Source organism: Aquitalea sp. S1-19 (assembly GCF_024343515.1).
Window position 1 is genome coordinate 11,707 of the sequence record NZ_RJTZ01000091.1, and the last position, 1,668, is coordinate 13,374.

A 1,668-nucleotide genomic window follows, 5' to 3' on the forward strand; every position below is an offset into this window, starting at 1 on the left:
GCGCAACTCGGCACCATTGATCGGCGCGCGCGGCAGGATATTGATGCCGATCAGCATGTCGACATCGGCGCAGAAATGATCCAGCTCGCGTGCGGCAACCAGTTTTTGTGCGCGTTGCGGAAAGCTGACTGCCGCTTCGTTTTCTTCGGCAAAGCGTGCCACTTGCTGGCAGAAGCTGGCGATTTCCTGTTCATTGACCGCGCCGCTGCGATCCACCAACTGCAGCGCGATATTCAGTTGCTTGTAACGCACGCCAGGCAGTGCCTCCGCCTGTTTCCACAGGCCATGCTCGGTGCGGCCGATTTGCTGCACGCGCTTGGCCACGGCAAAGCGCGGCAGGGCGTTCAGCTGGAAAGGCTGACGGAAAACCACTTCGGCAATAAAGTCCAGCGACGGATCCAGCATGGCGACCACCAGTGCCTGATGGTCATCGGCATCCATGGGGGTCGGCATATCCAGACGGATAGCCTCCGGCTCGGGCAGCGGCTCAGCCGGCAGCTCAAGCGCGGGCGCCTCGGCGCTTCGGGACGCCATATTACCGGATGGCTCGGGCAAGTCCGGCAGATCCAGCGCTGTGGTCAGCACCGGCTCGAGACGATCGTTGGCCACGCCGTCGCGCACCTGATTTTTCGGCACGTCCAGCAAAACGTCGGAGTGCTCGCGGGCAAAAGCCTGGCGGGTCTTCGTTTTGAAGCGCCATTCCTGATACCAGTTAATGCCGAGTACCAGCGCGATAAATGCGCCGCCCAGCATCAGCAAGCCGATCTGTAATTCGCTCATTCAGCTTTATCCACAATACGGCTAATAGACGGGACAATATTATATCAAAGCCCGTCATGCAAACGGCTTTGGTTTTTAATGATTTTGTGCGCTCGCAAAGTGTGGCGAATAAGCGGACCATGGCGTGTGTTTTCCGCCCGTCAACGGAGCCCTGTTAATCGGTCTGGCGGAAGCGGATGGGCACATCGACGCGGTCGGCCACTGCGCTATTGCCGCGTCTGGCCGGAGTAAAGCGCCAGCGCTCGACGGCATCGCGCGCCGCGCGATCCAGCCGTGGAAAACCGCTGCTCTGCAAGATAGCGATATCGCGTACGCGGCCATCGGCTCCGACCTCTACCCGCAATACCACCCGACCTTCTTCGCCGCGCTCGCGCGAGCGTTCCGGATAGGACGGGGCAGGATTGTCCAGCGCGCCCGCGCGCGCATAGCAGCGCCAGGCAATGGCGGCGCAGAGCAGATAAAACAGCAGGAACAGTACAAAGGCCGGCACGAAGCTGCCAGCGGTTTCCAGCGAATAGCCGAAGGTTTCGGGAATCACAAAGCCGCCGAAGGCTGCCATCACCGAGCTGACCCCCATGGCCGCCGTGCCGCGGCGTGTGCCGCGCTGATAGGTTTGCGCCACGGTTTCACCTCGGGCGTGGGCTTCGCGTCCGGCCTGCAGCATAAAGACCTTGGGCGCGAGCTGGTAGGCGGCTCCGTTACCGATGCCGGCGGCGAGAAACAAGAGCTGGCACATGGCCAGAAACAGCCAGAACGAGCCGCGACTTTGTGCGTCCGGCAGGCTGGCGATCACGCCTATTGTCCCGATAACCAGTACGGCGTAGCAGGCAATCACGCTGATGCCGCCGCCGATGCGGTCGCCGCACCAGCCGCCAAACGGGCGTGACA

Annotated in this window: 1 protein-coding gene and 1 pseudogene; both read right to left on the reverse strand. The window is 61.8% G+C overall.

What is annotated here, in order from left to right; translation table 11 throughout:
* Positions 1-780: pseudogene (locus tag EGI20_RS13265) on the reverse strand (cell division protein ZipA C-terminal FtsZ-binding domain-containing protein); the annotation flags it as partial.
* Between the two features lie 154 nt (positions 781-934).
* The coding region (locus EGI20_RS13270) for a TonB family protein (RefSeq protein WP_498632038.1) at positions 935-1,668 on the reverse strand (734 nt) is incomplete at its 5' end.